Origin of the sequence: Humisphaera borealis (assembly GCF_015169395.1) — a bacterium.
Taxonomy (GTDB): Bacteria; Planctomycetota; Phycisphaerae; order Tepidisphaerales; family Tepidisphaeraceae; genus Humisphaera; species Humisphaera borealis.
Genome location: NZ_CP063458.1, coordinates 3,017,904 through 3,036,556 on the forward strand (window position 1 = coordinate 3,017,904; position 18,653 = coordinate 3,036,556).

Below are 18,653 nucleotides of genomic sequence, written 5' to 3' on the forward strand. Positions count from 1 at the left end.
CGTCCGATGTATCATCCATCAGGGTTATCCCCTTCCGGACTTCCATTGGGATACTCGGTGTAATCGTCCTTCAGGAATGCCAACCATGCGTGCAGGTTTGGTACCTCAGATCGCTCCCTGCTTCATCAGCCATAACCTCGCGCTCGGCGGCGCGCAGATCGCCGTGCTGCGGATGATCCGCGCCCTGCCCGACTGGGTTCGAGAGCGGACCAGCCTGTACGTGCAGGCCGACGACATGCCGCTGCTGGAACCCGCTGTCAAAGCTGGATTTACCTGCAAAACCATCACGACCAAGCCGATCGACGACCCTTCGTGTTACGTTTTGAGCTACGGCAACCTCGCCGGCCTCCCCGACCGGCCGACCTCGCTTCTGCTGCACTCCTGGGATGACGAAGGCTGGCGGTTCATCAACCGGGCCTACGGCGATGCCCGGGGCTGGCGCGTCGCCGGCGTTTCGCAGCAGGTGCTGAAACGCTTCCAACCCTGGATTGCCGACGGCGGGCATGAGGTCGCCGGCGTGCTGCCGCCGCCCGTCACCGAGTTCGCCCGCGTCAAAGGCCGCCAAGGCAAAAATCGCATCGTCGTCGCCTGGATGGGCCGTCCGCTCGAACAAAAAGGGCTCTTCTCCCTGCCCTACCTGATGAAGCTCGATCCGCGGATCGTCGTCCGCTGCTTCACCGGTGCCATCACCGGCGGTCACCCGTACACCCGCCGGGTGCAGACCGAAGCGATGGAGAAGTTCCTGGCCCTCTGCGACAAGCTGAAGGTCCGCCATCAGCTCGACCTTCGCCCGCTCGATTTCGACCCGTTCAACTACCAGGAGCGCCTCCGCGGCTGCCACGTCCTGCTCGGCAACAGCCGACGCGAAGGCTTCCTGCTGACGGCGGCCGAGGCGCTGTCGTGCGGTGTGCCGGTCGTTGTCACCCGCGACTGCGGCGTGACCGAGTTCATCACCGAAGGCGTCAACGGCTGCGTCATCGACTGGAACGAAGACCCCAGGAAGCTCGCGAAGAAGTGCCTCGCCGCCATCGAACGCGCCGCGAAGCTCAAAGCCGGCGACGCCCTAACCTCCGCCCAGTCGCTCTCCACCGCCGCCACCTATCAGGATGTTTACGGCGACGTGCTCGCAAAGCTCACCCACACGTCGCTGCAGAGCGCCGCACCTCGGGTGACTGTCGGTTTGCGCATCCATAAGGGAATGCGCATTGACCACCTCGACCAGGCCGCCAGCAGCCTGGCTTCGCAGACTTACCGCAACTTCAAAACCGTGCTGCTGGTCGACGGCCCCTGGGAGTACGGCGAGCAGCTCGCCGCCCGTTACGACCTGCCGCTCATCTGCACCGGCGAAGAACCCGACATCACCCACTGCAGCTGGCTACACCGCCAGGCCGTCGCGCAGTGCGACACCGAGTTCTACAAGCCGCTCGATTACGACGACCAGTTACTGCCAACGTATCTCGAACGCGCGATCGCGATGCTGGACAGCCAGCAGGCCGACGTCTACGGCTGCCTGCTGACCAGCCTCGAAAACGACCAGTTTTCCGCCCGCTGGTGGCCGAACAAGCCGATCCAGACGATGTTCGCCAGCCGCAACTCCGACCTCAACCAGTTGCCGCATTCGTCGGTGCTCATGCGCACGTCGGCGGCGATCAAAGCCGGCAACTACAACGAACGCGCCGTCGGCCTGGGTGCCGACGACTATCAGCTCTGGTATCGGCTCTATCAGACCGGCGCCAAGTTCTTCCGCGACGACGACGTCCGCAACGTGGTCTACCGCATTCACGAGAAGAATAGCCTGAAGATTCGCAAGGCCAGGTACGGCGCGGCGTCGGCATCGGCCGCGCCATCGCCGGTGGAATCGTCGCCCGCCGCGTCGTTCACCAGCAAGGCCGGCAAGCTGATCACCGGTGCCGCGGCGGCCTCGCTGCTGCTGGCGACACCCGCGATGGCGTCCGACGTCGGCGGTAAGCCCCCCGATCGCAAACACGCCGCCCCCTCAGCGGGGCCTGACAAAAAGATCCAGCGCACCGACAGCAACCCGGACGACACGCTGATCCCGCCGCACTCGTGACGCAGTGACGCTGCTTCGACAATCAACTTGCTGTGCACATTGGATCCACAAGAATCCGACTTCATCACGAAGGCATGAAGGGCACGAAGGCCACGAAGAAGCGTCGGGGAAGGAAGACAGCCGGCAACCGTCGAAAACTGCTTCATTTCTGCCTCTTCTTCGTGCCCTTCGTGCCCTTCGTACCCTTCGTGCCTTCGTGTTGAAATCGGACTTCCAGCGGCCAGCCTTCGAGATCGGTGGTACTCGTTACCTACGTCGCATCCCACCCCGCAACGGTTACCCCACACGCGACAGCGGCACCGCCTCTGCGGTATGCTCTCCACCTTCGACGAACCCCCGCTGCAACGCGATCATGGATGATCGCCTGCCCCATCGTCCGGAGGACGCCCGATGTTCGAACGACGCCTCAAGATTGTCCTGGCCATTCTGGCGCTGATTACGTTGCTGCTGATCGTCCGCGCCAGCCAGGTGCAGATCGTCCAGAACGCGTATTGGAACGATAAAGCCGCCGAGACGATGAAGCGGTCGCAGCTCATCGATACTGTCCGTGGGAAGATCCGCGACCGGCTTGATCGCGTGATTGCATCGGACACGCCCTGCGTCGATGTCTGTGTCGATTACCGCGCCATGACCGACCCGCCCGAGGCCAAGTGGCTGGCCGAAAAGTCGGAGAACCGGCTCAAATCCAAGCTCGGCGAAGGTTACACCTCCAAGCCCCGCGCCGAGCGACGCCAGTTGATCGCCGCCGAGTCCGAACTCGTCAAAGCCGACATCACCCGCATGTGGGCCGACTTCGCCCAGATGTCCTCCCAGCGCCCCGAGGAGATCGAGGAAGTTCGCTCGGCGATCATCACCCGCGTCGAGATGCGCCAGCGCCTGGTGAAGATGCACAACTACAGGCTGGCGATGGAGAAAGACGATCAGCGCCGCGAAACCGAAGCGTTCTGGCGGCAATGGCTCCTCGAAGGTCTCGCCGGCGACAACAAGGACATCGAAAAGTACGCCGTCGTCGTCGCCGAGCAAACCGAAGCCCATGTCATCCTGCGTGCCGTGCCGGTGGATATTCAAAACTACCTCGGCAAGCATCGCGACAGCTACCCGGGCATGGAACTCAAGGCCAGTACGCACCGCAGCTATCCATTCGGTCAAGCCGCGTGCCACCTCATGGGTCGCGTGACCCGCGTCAATCGCGAAGACCTCGTCGCCGACACGTCCGAAGACGAGACGCGAAAGTACTTCCCCAATGACCAGATCGGCCGCAGCGGCCTCGAGGGGCTGCTGGAGCCGGCGCTGCGCGGCACCAAGGGCAAGGTCGTTCGCGTACCGGGCAAAGACCAGGAACTGTCGCGCCTCGACCCCGTCGCCGGCGGTGATGTCAAAGTCACCATCGATATCGAATTGCAGTCGCGGATCGAATCGATCTTCCCTTCCGCCAAGGTCTACGACGCCGAAGGCAACGCCGCCGACCTCATGCTGCATGGTGCGGCGGTGGTGCTTCACGTGCAGACCGGCGAAGTGCTCGCGCTGGCGTCCTATCCGACGTACGACCTGAACGCGTTCGACGCGCTCTACAGCAAGCTCTACGCCGACGAGATCAACAGCCCCCTTCTCAACCGGGCAACCCAGGCACAGCTCCAGCCGGGGTCAACCATCAAGCCGGCCGTCGGGCTCTCGGCGATCACGTCGGGCGTCATCAACACCGAGCAGGGCATCGAGTGCACCGGCTACCTGGTGATCGACGGCGTCAAGCGGCGGGTCGGGCGGTGCTGGGTCGCGAGCAAGTTCGAGAACGACCCGCGCGTCCCCAGCGTGGCACATCACCCCATCCCGCCGAGCGCCCCACACCCGACGGGCTGGCTCACCTTCAGCGACGCCCTGGAACGAAGCTGCAACCCCTACTTCGAAACCCTCGCCGACCGCCTGGGCATGGAAGGCCTCAGCCAGTGGTACGAGCGGTTCGGCTTCGGCCGGCCGACGGGTATTGGCATTCCCGAGGCCCGCGGCCGGTTGCCACGCTCGTACGACGGCCCGACGATGGACCGCCGCTACAAGACCTGGTTCAGCGGCATCGGCCAGGACCCCGTCAGCGCGACGCCGATCCAGATGGCCAACATGGTCGCGACGGTGGCGCGGGGCGGTGTCTGGATGCGCCCGCGATTGATCGCCGCCGACGAGACCGACCGCCTGAAAATCGCGCTGCCCCCGCTGAAAGCCGCTCCGCAGGCCCTGGGCGAAGACGGCCAGCCCGTCGTCTCGGCCGACTGGCCGGAAGTCTACGACCTGCACCTGGACCCCGCCGCCCTGCTGGCGGTGCGCGACGGCATGCAGCGGGTGGTCTACGGCCCGGCGGGCACCGGCAAAGGCGTCGTCAAAAACGCCGACAAGCTGGCGGGCATCCGCATCTGCGGCAAAACCGGCACCGCCCAGGCACCCAAATTCACGGTCCGGCAGCGCGATCCCAAGACCGGCGACATCCTCCGCGACGAGCGCGGCCGGCCGAAGTTCGACATCCTCGAACCCGGCACCCTTCAGAACCCCAACCCGATCGCGCCCTGGTACCGCGGCAGCGGCAAGGAAGGCCGCGACCTCGCCCACGCCTGGTACATCGGCTTCGCCCCGGCCGACAAGCCGCAGATCGCGTTCGCGGTGATGGTCGAGTACGGCGGCAGCGGCGGCCTGGCGGCAGCGGCCGTCGCCCGCGAAACCCTCACCGCCTGCGTCGAGATGGGATACCTCAAGTCCGGCCCGGAACTCCCCCGCGCCCAGGCGACGCCGGCGGCCGAACTGCTGACGGATATCACCCCACGCCGGTAACGGGTGTTGGCTGACGAGCGCTAGTCCTGAAGGTTGCCAACTCAACGCGTAGCTCGCGGCGGCGAATGGGACACATGAATCGAAACTTTGGCATTCCTGACGATACCATAGTAGTTACCTCCACATACGTGACGACGGACGGTCTCCCAGTTCTCGAAGTCAGTCATGAAGACGACGAGGAGGGCGGAAGTCTATGGCAATTTCATTGTGGGAACGGTGATTATGACATGGCCAAGATGCAGCTCGTGCGGCTTGACACCATTCTTCGCATCGATCCATCCGTGGCCGGTGCGGCGCAGCTTCCCTTAGGGAAGGTGGCTCGCCGAACTTCCAAGGAAGCGGATTGGGAACTCACCGAATAGCGTCTGGTCGACCGACTAGGAAGGAGGTTCGTGGGAAGCGGTTACCGAGGTACCAGCGACGGCGGATTGCTCTCCAACGACGGCACGCGCGTTTTTCGACGACCGGCCGCGAAGCCGAACAATCCCTATAGTGTTACGAACGTTCAGGTCAACTTCGAGAACCGGGTTCTCGTCCCAGCGCAACGCGTCTGGAATTCATACAGGCGTGCGTGGGACGTGAGGCCGAGCAGTTGGCAGAATGTCAGTAACGGACACATCGACATCATCAAAGGGTAGCCTGTGGCAGCGTTGCATTACTACATCTACCGTCTCGACGCATTGACGCAGTCTTGGCACGCCGTTCCAAGCGAACACTGGCGTTCAATTGTTGCTTTTCTTCGGGAGGATGGCATATCTACATTTGGCCTCAAGAATGTCGTCTCTCTAGATGATCTTAGAAAGGCTTGGCCATTTCGACTTTGGACTGGGAGGGTGGAGGGGACGATCAAGTATCAACCATATCACGGGGTCGCGAAGGTTGATATAGCGCGGTGGGAGTTCAACAGCGAGGCAGAGCTGGCGTTGACGGATACTCCGTTGTCTTTATGGTCGTCGCACAATGAACATTTTCCAACTGACGAAATTGTGTTTTTTGCACAGGATGATAATAGAGCGATTGTCGTTCCATATGAGAACATGATACTATTCATGAATATGTCTGAATCGGATATTGAAAGACTGGGGAACTTCGATTGCGAAATATTGCCGCATCTCTACCAGAAGTCGGTGACAGGTCAGCTAGAAAACGTGCGGCAGATTGGCAATCGCAGGTAATCCAAGAATCTGCGCTAAGCCGTAGTGTGCAAAAACTCAGCCACATGCTCCGCTCAGGTTTTGCCGGGTGATGGCGACCGTTCGTGCAGCTTTCGCTTGCCACTCTTGGTCGGTTGTTGCGGATCGCGAAGCGGGATGTTTGGACATCGGCGCACGCCAGAACGCTCGCATGCGTTTTTTTTGACGGCGAGCTGGCGGTGCTGAGCAAGCCGGATAAGTTCACGCCGCAGCGCGGTAGTAGTGCTTCAAGATGCCGCCCAGTCGTCGGCGACAGAGAATCCTGCCGGCGATGAGGTGCTCGGCGATTCCGGCGTCCTGACCGTCATCGCCAACGCCGGCGAGGCCCACCGGCAAGGCGTGAAGGTCTACAACCTGGAGGTCGAGCAGGCCCACACGTATTTCGTCCTCGCCGAACACGCCCCGGACGGGGCGGATGCGGTTTGGGTGCATAATGCGAAGTACGGCGAAGACGCCGCACGTGCTCTCTTAAAGGGCGCAGGCACACCTGGGTTCACTCCCATCCAAGGGAGCGGTGGGCCCGGTAAGGTCTACCTGATGTCGGCCACAAGGCTCAAGAGTGGCAAGCCGTATGTCGGCGGAACTCGACGTCCCGTCGCAAAAAGAATGTCAGACGCGGACCATCGCGCTAAGACCGTTGACGGTGCCGCTCCTGACTCAACACTTGTCGCAGACAATCTCAGTATGGATGAACGACGGGGTATTGAGGGAATCCTCGTGGATATCGGAGGGACAACTCTCTCGAATGCGCAGAAGGCACTGCGTGTGAATCTCCCTAAGAATGCAGTGCGTGTTAAAGCAGGCGATGCACTGATTACGAAGTGGCATCAGGGATGAAATCACAATAGGATCGATGGAAGCGACTCGTTATGACAATGCAGTCTTCATGGGATATTACCGGATTCTGGAATGCGATTCAGTCCGTTCAAGAGGAGCTCCGAACGAACATCATGGCTGGGAACGTCGTGCCAGCATACACGTGGGTGGGCCAAGCGCTTCAACGATCGAGAATAGACATCGTTCACGAAGTCACTTCGGACGACACTGACGCCATCTTGGTCTTTACTCCGGAGTCCGATCCCAAGGTGGCTCGGGAAATCGATATGTTGCTCGCTGCTGCTCCGCGCATGAACGGATGGAAGATCTTCGGTCGCCGTCAGCGACAGGAAGTTGAAGACGCGTTGCGAATGACGGAAGAAGTATACGACGTCGACCTACGAGACGCTCGCTTCATCGTAACGAGTCTTCAGACCGGGGGCCTTGAGATTACAATGTTCACTGCAGCCGCGAGAGAGTTCGAATCAGCGGCGGCAGCCGGTCTGGCAACTTTTTTCTTGGAGCATGCGATTGGCGAAATGCTCCTGATGCAAACCGTTAGGTCGGCTAGGCTGGAGCCACTAGACGATGCGCTTGGTTCTTCTATTGGCGCGAGCGAACTTTTTGAGATGGTGGAATCGCAGATATCGCACCAATCCAAGATTCGATGAAACTTTGAACTCGTCCGTCCGGTCGGGTGAGTACCGTCTCTGGCTGTTGCCAAACCTCGTCCGATATCCTCATCGCCCGCGGCAGCGGCGAGATGGGCCGCGGCGGCGGGCAGTCGCTCCTCGCCCGCGACGAGCACGACCCCGATGCCCCGCCGGTCCGTCGGCGGATCGTCCGCACCTACGAGCGTACGGCGTACCATCTGCAGATCCTGACCCTGGCCGACGCCGACGGCCCCAACTTCGGCTCATTGCCAGACCCTGCGGGTGACCGACGAGCACCCGTTCTACCGCACGGCTCCCGCCGCAGGCGGATCGGCCGACTCGCCCGGCGCCGTTGTGGTGCAGCCGTCTCGGCTGCATGGCAGGCGGGACGCCTGCACCACAAGCGCCGAATCCCACACAGTCATTCCGGGGACACCCGGGGACAGCTTCATCCATTGCGGGTAGCATCAACTTGTGCTGCGACGCTTTTGCGTAACGCCGGCTTGCGGCCGGGGCACTGTCTTAAAACAGAAGTTGGTGTGCCATGCTCACGCTGCCGTCCGGCATCCGAAATCCCAGGCCGCTTTCCGCGTGGGCATGCGAGGTGCCGAAATCACGTCGCTCGCACATGCCCACGCGGGAGATAATCGTCGAGTTCGAAAACGACTGACGGGCGTGGGCATGGCACACAAATGTGGACTCGAGACAAAACCTGGCCGAGTTCTCTGTCACACGTTGATCTTGGGATAGATTGGGTGCCATGGGCTGCGGTACTCCGCTGCCCGTGGTACGACATTCCTCGCGCGAAACCACGGGCAGGCGAGTACGCCAGCCCATGGCACCCAATCCCAAGATTAAGCTGTGACGCAGCACTAGGGATCGAAGTATGCTCTGTGGGTGTGGCCGGGTGAACGAGCCTGGCCAGTGTTGTGGGAGTCGCGTATGGGTGCGTCGCTGGAGACTATCGGGAATCGCGTCCGCGAACTGTTCTTTGAAGCAGTGGAAACCGGCACGACCGATCCCGCCGACTTTATTGCACGCCGATGCCGCGACCTGCCGCCCGGCGAACGGTCGGACCTGCTCGACCTCCTCCGCGCGCATCAGTCGGCCGGGCAGTTCATGGCCGAGCCGACGTTCGACGACAACAGCGGGCCTTCCAACTTCTCTTCAAAACCCGCCGAACTGCCCGTGTCCGTCGGGCCTTACCGGGTGATTCGGGAGCTCGGCGAAGGGGGCTTCGGTTCGGTGTATCTGGCCGAGCAGGCCAGGCCGGTCCGCCGGCAGGTGGCGCTCAAGGTCATCAAGCCGGGGATGGACAGCCGGCAGGTGCTGCTGCGGTTCGACGCCGAGCGGCAGGTGCTTGCGTTGATGGAGCACCCGAACGTGGCCCGCGTGTTCGACGCCGGTACCACCGAGGCCGGCCGGCCCTGGTTCGCGATGGAGCGCGTCGACGGGCCGCCGATCACCGCGTACGTTCAGGGCCGCCGGTTGTCGCTCGCCGCGACGCTGGAATTATTCCTCGGCGTGTGCCGCGGCGTCGGACATGCGCACCAGAAAGGCGTGATCCACCGCGACATCAAGCCGGCCAACGTGCTGGTGGCGGAGATCGATACCCGGCCGGTCGCGAAGGTGATCGATTTCGGCATCGCCAAGGCGTTGCACGAGAACCTGATCGACTACACGGCGACGGCGGACCCTCTTCGCGGCATCGGCACGCCACAGTACATGAGCCCCGAGCAGGCCGGCGGTCCGGGGACGATCGACGTACGCACCGACGTCTACGCGCTGGGCGTGATGCTCTACGAACTGCTGACCGGCCTGCCCCCGGTCGATCCGGAGCGTTTGCGGTCGGCCGACCCGTTCGAGCGACTGCGGATCGTCCGCGAGGAAGAGTTCCCCACGCCGAGCCGACGACTGGAGCAATACCTGCAATCGGCCGGGCCGGGCTCTCGCGCGGCGGCGGAGGGTGCGAGGCGTTCCGGGGAGATTCGTGACTTGGAGATTCGTGTCAGGGAGATTCGCGGGGAACTCGACTGGATCACCACTCGCGCCACTGAGAAGGACCAGGACCGCCGGTATGGGTCGGTCGCCGAACTCGCCGACGACATTGAGCGATACCTGAGCGATCGCCCCCTTCGCGCGGTGCCGCCGACACTCGTCTACCGCACGACCAAGTTCGTCCGTCGGAATCGCGTCGCGGTCGTCGCGGCCGCAACGGTCCTCCTGGCGGTGCTGGTCGGCGGATCACTCGCGGCGGCCGGGTATCTCCGGGCCCGCGACGAACGCGCCGAACGGGTGCGGCAGGAACAGGTGTCGGCGGCAAGCCTGCAACTGGCCGACGAACGGAAGTTGCGGGCCGCACAGGCCGAGGCGGCCGCGGCGTACCAAGGCAGTCTTGTCGTGTCCGCCCAGGGCGCCCTCAGCGCGTTGTGCCTGCCGCTGGCCAACGAGACCGACGAACAGCGGGCGGCGTCGATCGAACGGCTCAGTCACCTGGCGGACAGGCTCGACAAAGGCACCGTCGATCCGCCCGACGAGCTGGCCGGCCCGCTCGAAGCGGCGCTTGCGTTCAGCTTCAACGCCTACGGGCAGGCCGCCCGGGCCGAGGACCGCGCCCGAAAGTCCGTCGCCATTCTCCGCCGGCTGGGGACGGCCTACCGTGAAAAACTCGGGATGACGCTGACCATCCTGGCGTCGGCGATCGCGGGCCAGAAGCGATACGACGAGGCCGACACGGCTTTCAAGGAGGCGGTCGATGTGTTCAGCGAGACCGATCCACAGTCGGGCGGATGCCGCCGGCCCGGTGCGCTGCTGAACCTTGCGATCAACCGGATCAACGCCGGGAACGAGCTCGCCGCGGTGGAGACGGCGGAGGAAGCGATCGCCGCGACCGTTGCCCTCCCGGACCGACGGCAGGAGGAGCGGCAGTACGCCCGATCGGTCAGCAAGGCGTTTGCCCGCCGGGGGAATGAGCCGATGGCCCGAATGTATGCCGAACGGGCCGAGGCGGTTCCGGTGGAATAGAGCGGTGTAGGGTCCGCCTTGGCGGACGCGGTTCGGCGGTTCACGCAGTGCGGCGGTGACGTCCACGCGTCCGCCAAGGCGGACCCTACGACAAACAGAAGCGTTGAACGCCAATACGCCGAGCGGCCAAGGACGTAAGCCAAAGAAAGGCAACTCTTGGCGTCTCGGCGTCTTGGCGTTCAATCTTGGGCCCGCACAGACATGTAGGGTCCGCCTTGGCGGACGCGGTGCGGCGGTGGCCCGGTGCGGCGGTGACGCGATTCGGCGGTGATGTCCACGCGTCCGCCAAGGCGGACCCTACATTGGGGCACCGGCAAATCGGGAGGCACCGGCAAAACCGTCAAAGTCGTGCTCTCATCGACCGAGCCTAATGACGGAGCCCGTGAACCGTATTACCGGCGTTGGATTTTCGTTGACCGCATTTCCGGTACGGATATAGTGGCGGAGCGGTGGAGTTCGTCGAAGCGCAGGGTTTGCCCAGTTCTGGAGTTAGCCGCCGGCAAGGCGGACTCGAGCGGAGCGCCCCGCGGTGCTTGCGGCACTTCATCGGTCGTGTACCCCCCGTCAAGTCGATGCCTCGGATCCATTCCTTAAGCGAATCCGAAGATAGACGTCTGACGCCGGGAAAACAGGTCAGCCAGGCAAGTTGCCTCGTCGGCACTTGCCTCTTGGGCGTACCTTTTAAGACGCGGTTGTTGTGACGCCCGAGCCGACTGAAAGTTCCCATTGATCCGGATGACCCAGCAAGCGGGCTCGTTCGGATTGGCGGGATGGATAGACAAACGAGCGCGGATCGGTTTTCGGACCGGCGTGTGAGTGGGTGACCGTGGAGCCAAGCTGGCCCGAGCCGGCCGTTCCGCCTGTCGCCGCCATGCCTCCGACCGCGGATCATCGCCGTCAAGGAGCTGAACCCAATGGCAGCGCAACCCCCCGTTCCCCCTGGACAACCCATGATGCCCCCGGGCATGCCCGGCGGCCCCGCCGGTATGATGCCTCCTGGCATGATGCCCCCTCCGGGCATGAAGCCCGGCATGCCGATGCCCCCGAAGATGGCCGGCCCCGGCGGCCCGCCCCCCGGAATGCCACCCGGCGCCAAGCCCCCGGCACCCGGACAACCCGGCGTTCCCGGCCAGCCTGGCCAGCCCGGCGAAAACCCTGAGGAGGGCCTTCCCCAGGTCGGCTTCTTTCAGCAGCCCTGGGTGCAGAACGTTCTGCCGTTCGTAACGAGCCTTGTCGCTCATGCGGTCATCATCATCCTGGGCGTCACGCTCGCGGTGACGGTGGTGCAGGAAGGTCAGAAGATCGTTCAGGAAGAGCAGACGATCATCCCCGAATCGACGATGGCCGAGAACGCCCCCCCGGGCGGCGTGCCGAACGTCGGCACCGGCGGCGACCCGCTGAAGCAGGCAATGCAGGACACCACCCCCGACGCCGGCTCCGCCGACGGCTGGGCCGACAAGCAGAGCCCCAACGTCGATCCGGCCGCGGCCGGTGGCGGCGCGGGTGAGAACTCCGACTCGGGCCTGATCGGCCTGGGTATGGGCGGTCTGGGTAAAGGCGGCGGCGTGGGCACCGGCAAGGGCAACGGCTCGGGCGGTGGCTCGGGTGACGGCGGCGGCCCGCTCGCCATGTTCGGCACCCCCGGCGGTGGCGCGATCGGCCCCAAGGGTCCGGTCTTCGGTAACGGCGGCAACGCCCGCAAGATCGTTTTCGTCTGCGACGCCACCGGCACCATGATCAACAAGCTCGGCACCCTCAAGCACGAGCTGACCAAGGCGATCGCCGGCCTGCGGCCGATCCAGTCGTACAACGTCGTCTTCTTCACCGACGGCGGCAAGTATCACATCGCCGACAAGAACGGCCTGATCATCGCCAACCCCGACAACAAGCGCAATACCTACACCTTCCTCGAAGACATCACCCCGACCGGTACGACCGACCCGATCCCGGGCATCGAAGCCGGCTTTAAGCAGGCCCCCCAGCTGCTCTACTTCCTGTCGGACGGCGAGTTCAACAACCTCAAGAGCTATCAGGAAGTAATGGACTCGTTCAACAAGGCCAACGTCGGCAAGAAGGTCAAGGTCAACACGATCCTGTTCGAGACCTACGACAAGGAAGCCGAGCAGGTTATGCAGAAAATTGCGGCAGACAATGGCGGCAGCTATCGCTATGTGCGCGAGGCGGATCTGCAGTAGTGACGAGAACGCGGAGCTGCGAACTGGTGCCACGGGTCGCCGGTACTCCGGAGACCCGTGCTACCGGCCGAACTCGCGCACGGGTCTGCGGAGTACCGCCGACCCGTGGCACCGAAGCGATCTCGAGTAGGCCGCGGCGCCAAAACATCGAATTCCCCAAAACAAAGCCACCGCGCTGCGGTGGCTGGACGTTCGGGAGAAGCGGCTGGAAGGACGATCGATCGCACCTAATCTGTATCCGGTGCGTGCTTTACAGCGAATCACTGAAGTGAAGACCCGTCCTCGCGTGATGCGAGCCGGGCGACAGCGTCTATGCAGGAGCCCTTCGGCGGAAGCGGCCCCGAGACGCGAATCAATATGTTCTGAGAGGGTAGTGCGACGTCGGTTGGGTTCTCGATCAGCGACAGAGACACGTTTCCGGCTGATCCGTTAGAACCGCCTTCGATCCCGCCTTCTCCCCCTCGCGACCCGACCGGGCGCACAGTGAGATCGGCTCCAGTCACCGAGCCGGGGCGAGGAACCTCCGAGGCGCACAGCGCCAGCAACGTCAGACGACGGGCCAGCCGGACCACAGAATCCCCTTTTAGATCGAAGACACCGGCGCCGAGCGCCGGCGGTTCCTTCTGCGAAGAAGAGCCGGGCACGATGCGACTTCCGTCCCACGCGAACGGAGGAAGCGACCGCCCGACCCCGCAGACGGGTGCCGCCGACCGCTTCGTCTCCCCGGACAAGCCGCTCGATCGGTCCATAACGCCCCGGCAGTGCGAAGGCTCACGCGACGGGATCCCCCTGTCCGTCTTCGCGGTTCTGCAAGTCACTCTGTCGCCCGCCGGCAATCACGCCTCACACCTCTCCCTAGATGGGAGAAAGGATTCGCGTCATGTCCCAGTCCCCCTCGTTCGGAGCTGAAGGCTCCAAGGCCGCTGCGATTCGCTCGCGGCTGGCAAAGTTCGGCGTGCAATTGTTTGCCGTCGCCGTGATGGCGATGGTCACCGCGGCTGCGATGGCCCAGGCCCCCGCGGCCGAAGGTGAAAAGAAGGCGCCCGAAGGCCTGATCAGTATCGTCCTCGGTCACATCGACTTCATCTTCGTGATCATCGCGATCCTGTCGGTGATCGGTCTGACCCTGATCATCCAGGGCTTCATCAAGAATCGGGCCGGCGTATACATGCCTGAAGCGTCGGTGCAGCACATTCGCGACCTGATCGCGCAGAAGAAGTTCAAGGAGCTCATCGAGCACACCGAGAACGATCCCAGCTTCGTCGCCCAGGCCCTCAACCCCGCCCTGAAGCGCGCCCCCAGCTTCAGCAGCATGAAGGAAGCGATGGAAACCTCGATCGGCGAGCAGACCGCCGAACGCTTCCGCTCGATCGAGTACTTGAACATCATCGGCAACCTTGGACCCCTGCTGGGCCTGACCGGTACGGTGCTCGGTATGATCGAAGCCTTCGCGGCGATGAACGCGGCCGGCGGCTCGGCAAGCCCGGGCGACCTGGCCGGTGGTATCAGTCGCGCTCTGGCTCACACGTTCCTTGGTCTGTTCCTGGCCGTTCCGTGCCTCGGCTGCTTCGGCATCATTCGGACGATCGTGGACCGGTTGACGGTTCGCGCGTCGCTGGTGTGCGAAGAGCTTCTCCTGATGGTCAAGCCGCAGGAAGCCAAACCGGCCGGCGCCCCCGGCGGCCCGCCGCAGGCCCCGCGTCCCCCGGGCGCTCCGGGCATGCCCGCCCCCATGCGTAAGCCGGCCGCCCCGGCACCGGCTCCGTCGCCGCTTCCATAACTCGGTGGATGGGTAGAGGGGTGGATGGGTGTTTCGGTCGCCTTCGGGTCGGCACTGCGCAATCGCGCTACGCCGACCTTAAGTAACCGCGCCACCCGTCCACTCAACCGCCCCGACACCTCCTTTCACAGGAGGCCCCATGGCTAAGCATTCAATGCCCGAGATGAAGGAAGGCAGCGTCAACGTGACGCCCCTCATCGACGTCGTCATGTGCCTGATCATCTTCTTCATGCTGGTGGCGAAGATCGGCGTCTCCACCGGCGCTGCGAAGATGGAGCTGCCGGAAACCATCGTCGGCACCAAGATCGAAAACCTCGGCGAAAACCTCGTCGTCAACGTGCTCAACGACCCGCAGACGATCATCAACGATCCGACCACGGGCCAGCCCAAGAAAAACGAAAAGGGCCAGATCCAGCGCCGCAAGCTGGGCGACCCCTACGAGGAACTGATGGTCACCGCGATGGTGGACCAGTTCCAGGGCAAGGGCGAAGCCAAGCAGATCAAGCTCAAGGGCGTCGCCGCCGGCGACTTTCCGTTCCGGCGCGTGCTGGAGGCTGCAATCAAAGGCGACCCCAAGAAAGGCCTGAAGCCGAACCCCGATTTCTCGGTCACGCTGCGAGCCGAGCGGGACATCGAGTATCGGCTGCTCCAGCTCGTCCTGGCGGAAATCGCCCAGGCCGGTGTGAAGAACGTCAACTACGCCGCCGTTGGTAAGAAGATGGTCGAAGGCGCTGCGCCGGCGCACTGAGCGTACGGTCCGCCTCGGCGGACCCGCAGCTCAATCGCGTCGCCCGCGTTCGAACGGCATGCAAAACATCGCATCCGTTCGGAAGGCCTCGTCCGCCAAGGCGGACCCTACAAAAAAAGAAGGTCGTTATGAAAATGAAAGGGGCCAAAGCGGTCCACTACGAATCGGGACCCAACATGACGCCGCTGGTCGACGTCGTGATGGTGATCCTGATCTTCCTGATGCTTGCCGGTAGTTTCGGCACGGGCGAGCATTACATGGTCAGTTCGGTGCCGATTCACTCGTCGGGTGGTGGCGGTGTGCCGCCGCCGCCGGGCTGGACACCGCCGGTGCTCGTCGAGATCCGCGTCGGGACCGACGGTCAGGCGTTCCTGCCGTCCAACCCCCAGAAGCCGGTCCCGCACGTGGACCAGGTCTTCAAGGAGCTGTCCGATATCCTGGCCAAGTACAAGGCCGAGGGTAAGAGCCCCAAGGAGGTCGAAGTCGTCCTCCGCCCGGCCGACGGTACGCGGTGGGAAGCGCTGGCGCCGCTCTACGACGCCGCCCTTCGCGCCAAGTTCGAGAAGGTCGGCTTCGCTATGACCGGATCGAAGTAACAGCGTTCACAGCCCGTTCGAATCAGACAACCACGCAAGGCCCCGAAGGTCCCTATGAGCCGATCGTCAACCGATCACTCGCAGCGGCATTCGTGACCTTCGTGGTTGTTTGCTTTTGGCGGGATCGAGTCAATCACGCCACCCAAACTCCATTCGCCTCACACGAGGCAGGAGGCATTCGTGCGAAAGACCTTCCTGACACCGGCTCACATGCACGCCGGTCCGAACATGACACCGCTGGTTGATATCGTGATGGTGATCCTGATCTTCCTGATGCTCGCGGGGAGCTTCGGTATTGCCGAACACACGCTGAAGGGAAAGTTGCCTGAAAGCCCCGTTGCTTGCGGTCCGACCGCGACCACGTTGATCGACAAACTTCCGACGCGCATCGACATTCACGTCAGCCGTTCGACGGCAGGATTTGACGTGCTTCAACTCGCCGGTGAAACGGTAAGCAGCAGCGAAGCGCTCACGGCGAAGCTGAAGGAACGTCACGCGCAGTTCGTCGCGGCCGGCTCGGCCGACGAGGTCGAGATCGTCATCCGTCCCACCGGCGACAGCGCCTGGGCACCGGTCATCGCGACGTACGACGCAGCGCTTCGGGCGGAGTTCAAGAAGGTGAACTTCGCGTACGCGAAATGATGGCAGCCTTAATCCCGGCACAAAGCAGAAGGCCCGCCCGCAAGGGTGGGCCTTCTGCGTAAGGTCCAATGGTGCCAACGCACCCTGTCACTTCACGCCTCACTTCACCTTGGTATACGTGATCGACATGATCTTCATCTCCTTGCCGTCCGGCAGGGTGGCGATCATCTCGAAGGTCATTGCCTTGTCGTCCGCGAGAGTGGTGACCGACTTCCACTTCTCGGTCTTGCCGTCGGCGCTCTTCTGCTCGGCGAACAGGGTGAACACCTTGCCGTCGGCGCTGGCGTCGCCGAAGAAGATCATGACACCGGTCGACATGCTGTCGGCCCAGGTGTTGACGTACTTCTTGAGCATCTTGTCGTAGCCCATCAGCGACTGTCCGCTGAACGGCTTGCCCATCATGGAGCCTTCGAAGTGGGTCTCGACGAACCTGCCGCCGAGAACCAGCTTCGCCGATTCCTTGCCCGTCGATTTCATCGTGGTGCCGTCGGGCATGATGGTGGTGACCTCCGCGGTCCATTCGCCGACGAACTTTTTAAGGGCTTCGTGCTCGGGCCCGGGCTTTTGCAAAGCCTCCCAGGCTTCCATCTCGGAGGCGGGGTCGGGCTTCTTCTGCTGTTCCTGCGCGAGCAGGCCACTGCCACCGATACAAAGACCCGCGACCGCCAATGCCGGCGCGAACCGGCGCAGTATTGATGTGAGTTTCATTCCCGTTCTCCGAAAAAATGTGGATCGTCACGCACCCTCGACAAGGCTTTCAGTTATCGCGTGTCCGCCGGTCTTCGCACAAGGGTGAATGAGGTGTGAATTCCAGACGCGGCGGGCGACGCTTTCGCCATTCGGCTGCTTCCCCGGTATCCTGCCCGAATGCAAGGCGACATCGAGAAGGTGTTGATCACCCAGGAGCAAATCGCGGCGCGGGTCAAAGAGATGGCGGCGCGCATCGTTGCTGACCACGGCGGCACCGACGGCGAACTGGCCGAGGTGACGATCGTGCCGATCCTCACCGGCGCGATGATCTTCGCCGCCGACCTGACCCGTCACATCCCCTTCGCGATGAAGATTGGCCTGCTCACCGTCAGCAGCTACCCGGGATCCAGCCTGCGCACGCAGGGCGCTCAACTGCTGGGAAGCCAGCTCGGCGACGTGCGGGGGCGGCATGTTGTGATTCTTGACGACATCCTCGACAGCGGCGGCACGCTTCGGCTGATCACGCCGATCGTCAAGGAACTGGGCGCCGAGTCGGTCCGCACCGCGGTCCTGCTTCGCAAAGACCGGCCCGAGGCCCGTTCGACGCATGTCGATTACTGGGGTTTCGAGATCCCCGATGAGTTCGTTGTCGGTTACGGTTTGGACTACAACAACTACTACCGCAACCTCCCCTACATCGGTACGCTGACCCCCGAAGCAATCGCCCGCGGCCGGGAGTAAACCGCCGGTACACACTCTTGCAGAAACCACCCGACGAATCTCGCATCGATGAGCATCGCGGGGCTGATTTAGCAAGCCGCCGCGACGCCGATGACTATTGCGCCGCCGCCAGTCCCGGGGCGGCGGCGGTCGCTCCTAAACGGCCGATGTCGCCGGCGCTGGCGATTCTCCTGACGGGTCACGTGCTGCGCGACGGTGAGGTCGTGCAGTTGATTCTTAAGCCTTCGGTCTGGTTCATCCCCCTGACCAGCCTGGTCTTCGCCGCCGCCATGGCCATGTGCGCCATGGCCGCCAAGCTCTGGCTTCCGCCTCACGCCGCCTGGTATTACCTTGAGGCGGCAATCTTCCTGGTCGCCGGGCGATTGATGTGGGCCACCATCCAGTGGGTGAATCGGCTTTACATCCTGACGGATCAGCGCGTGGTCAGGCTCAGCGGCGCATTCCAGGTCGAGATCTTCGACTGCCCCCTTCGCCGGATCAGCCAGACTCGGGTGATCGTCAACTTCCGCGAGCGGATCCTGCGTCTGGGGTCGATCGAGATTCAACCCGCCGACGACCGCAAATCGCCAGGCATGTGGCAGACCATCTCCCATCCCAGGGAAGTGGAGTCGATCATTCGCGAAGCAATGAGCAAAGCTCAGCACGGCGGCGGGGCCTGAAGGCAGGACATCTAACCCCCGCGCAGAAGAT

Annotated in this window: 15 protein-coding genes; 14 read left to right on the forward strand and 1 reads right to left on the reverse strand. The window is 63.2% G+C overall.

Going from position 1 to position 18,653, the window contains the following annotated elements; genetic code table 11:
- The first annotated feature begins 85 nt into the window (after positions 1–85).
- The 12 genes from IPV69_RS11200 (at position 86) to IPV69_RS11255 (ending at position 16,532) form a co-directional block, all read left to right on the forward strand.
- Positions 86–2,071: a glycosyltransferase gene (locus IPV69_RS11200; RefSeq protein ID WP_206295193.1), complete on the forward strand. Its 1,986-nt coding sequence runs from the start codon at positions 86–88 to the stop codon at positions 2,069–2,071.
- Positions 2,072–2,461: 390 nt separating this feature from the next.
- Positions 2,462–4,885, forward strand: coding sequence for a peptidoglycan D,D-transpeptidase FtsI family protein (locus IPV69_RS11205; protein ID WP_206295194.1), 2,424 nt, complete (start codon positions 2,462–2,464; stop codon positions 4,883–4,885).
- A 74-nt stretch (positions 4,886–4,959) separates the two neighbouring features.
- Positions 4,960–5,247, forward strand: a complete 288-nt coding sequence (locus IPV69_RS11210) for a hypothetical protein (protein WP_206295195.1) — start codon at positions 4,960–4,962, stop codon at positions 5,245–5,247.
- A 279-nt stretch (positions 5,248–5,526) separates the two neighbouring features.
- Positions 5,527–6,060, forward strand: coding sequence for a hypothetical protein (locus tag IPV69_RS11215; RefSeq protein ID WP_206295196.1), 534 nt, complete (start codon positions 5,527–5,529; stop codon positions 6,058–6,060).
- A gap of 294 nt (positions 6,061–6,354) precedes the next feature.
- Entirely contained in the window at positions 6,355–6,915 is a 561-nt protein-coding gene (locus tag IPV69_RS27930) for a hypothetical protein (RefSeq protein WP_390884408.1), read from the forward strand.
- 32 nt (positions 6,916–6,947) lie between these two features.
- Positions 6,948–7,565, forward strand: coding sequence for a hypothetical protein (locus IPV69_RS11225; RefSeq protein WP_206295198.1), 618 nt, complete (start codon positions 6,948–6,950; stop codon positions 7,563–7,565).
- 924 nt (positions 7,566–8,489) lie between these two features.
- Complete coding sequence (locus IPV69_RS11230) at positions 8,490–10,571, forward strand: serine/threonine protein kinase (protein WP_206295199.1); 2,082 nt, start codon at positions 8,490–8,492, stop codon at positions 10,569–10,571.
- Positions 10,572–11,485: 914 nt separating this feature from the next.
- A complete protein-coding gene (locus tag IPV69_RS11235; protein WP_206295200.1) occupies positions 11,486–12,766 on the forward strand; it encodes a vWA domain-containing protein in 1,281 nt (426 codons plus the stop codon).
- Between the two features lie 880 nt (positions 12,767–13,646).
- The gene (locus IPV69_RS11240) at positions 13,647–14,546 is read left to right on the forward strand and encodes a MotA/TolQ/ExbB proton channel family protein (RefSeq protein ID WP_206295201.1); all 900 of its coding nucleotides are present in this window, start codon (positions 13,647–13,649) and stop codon (positions 14,544–14,546) included.
- Positions 14,547–14,685: 139 nt separating this feature from the next.
- The gene (locus tag IPV69_RS11245; protein ID WP_206295202.1) at positions 14,686–15,294 is read left to right on the forward strand and encodes an ExbD/TolR family protein; all 609 of its coding nucleotides are present in this window, start codon (positions 14,686–14,688) and stop codon (positions 15,292–15,294) included.
- A gap of 128 nt (positions 15,295–15,422) precedes the next feature.
- A complete protein-coding gene (locus IPV69_RS11250) occupies positions 15,423–15,890 on the forward strand; it encodes an ExbD/TolR family protein (RefSeq protein WP_206295203.1) in 468 nt (155 codons plus the stop codon).
- Between the two features lie 180 nt (positions 15,891–16,070).
- On the forward strand, positions 16,071–16,532 hold the full coding sequence (locus IPV69_RS11255; protein ID WP_206295204.1) for an ExbD/TolR family protein: 462 nt from the start codon (positions 16,071–16,073) through the stop codon (positions 16,530–16,532).
- A 99-nt stretch (positions 16,533–16,631) separates the two neighbouring features.
- Here the strand turns inward: IPV69_RS11255 and IPV69_RS11260 are convergent, their stop codons facing one another.
- On the reverse strand, positions 16,632–17,240 hold the full coding sequence (locus tag IPV69_RS11260) for a DUF1579 domain-containing protein (RefSeq protein WP_206295205.1): 609 nt from the start codon (positions 17,238–17,240) through the stop codon (positions 16,632–16,634).
- Between the two features lie 159 nt (positions 17,241–17,399).
- Between IPV69_RS11260 and hpt the strand changes: the two genes are divergently transcribed.
- Positions 17,400–17,963, forward strand: coding sequence for a hypoxanthine phosphoribosyltransferase (gene hpt / locus IPV69_RS11265; RefSeq protein WP_206295206.1), 564 nt, complete (start codon positions 17,400–17,402; stop codon positions 17,961–17,963).
- Positions 17,964–17,980: 17 nt separating this feature from the next.
- On the forward strand, positions 17,981–18,622 hold the full coding sequence (locus IPV69_RS11270; RefSeq protein ID WP_206295207.1) for a PH domain-containing protein: 642 nt from the start codon (positions 17,981–17,983) through the stop codon (positions 18,620–18,622).
- Positions 18,623–18,653 lie beyond the last annotated feature (31 nt).